General features: G+C 73.0%; 2 pseudogenes. Both read right to left on the bottom strand.

The features are described 5' to 3' along the window. Nucleotides 1-253: pseudogene (locus tag D588_RS25885) on the bottom strand (sporulation protein); the annotation flags it as partial. Nucleotides 254-322: 69 nt separating this feature from the next. Further along, nucleotides 323-478: pseudogene (locus D588_RS27450) on the bottom strand (bifunctional folylpolyglutamate synthase/dihydrofolate synthase); the annotation flags it as partial.

Genomic DNA, 478 nt, shown 5'->3' with positions numbered 1-478 from the left:
TGGCTGGCGCAGCGGCGGCGCCCGGCGCCTTGGCCATGCCCACCGCCCCGCCACTGGGTGCGTCGCCCGGGGTCACCAGCGGTAGCTCGCGGGTCTCGAACTGGCCGTCGGCCGGCGCGTCGGGCGCCTTCAGCGGCACATTGGCCACGCCGCTGTCGGGCGCAGGCCCCTTCACCAGCATCGGCAGGAAGATCACGGCGAGCGCTACCAGGACAAGGGCGCCAATCAATCGCTGTTTCAGGACGGTATCCACGGAAAGGCTGAGGGGGCGGCGTGGCGGAGTGCCGTGCCGATTATAAGGTGGGCCCGCGCGGAGGCGGGATCAGCCGGCTGAATGCAGCCAGTGCAAGGCCTCGGCGGCGGTATGGAACGAACCGAACACCAGCACCCGGTCGCCCGGCTGCGCCTGCGCCAACGCCGATTGCAGCGCCTGCGCCACGCTCTCGGCGCCGCCGGCCTCGGCGGCGGCGGTCCCCGC

The organism is Xanthomonas sp. SHU 308 (assembly GCF_000364645.1).
Taxonomy (GTDB): Bacteria; Pseudomonadota; Gammaproteobacteria; order Xanthomonadales; family Xanthomonadaceae; genus Xanthomonas_A; species Xanthomonas_A sontii.
The sequence above is the reverse complement of the archived record's forward strand: the minus strand, read 5'-3'. Positions and strand labels throughout refer to the sequence as shown.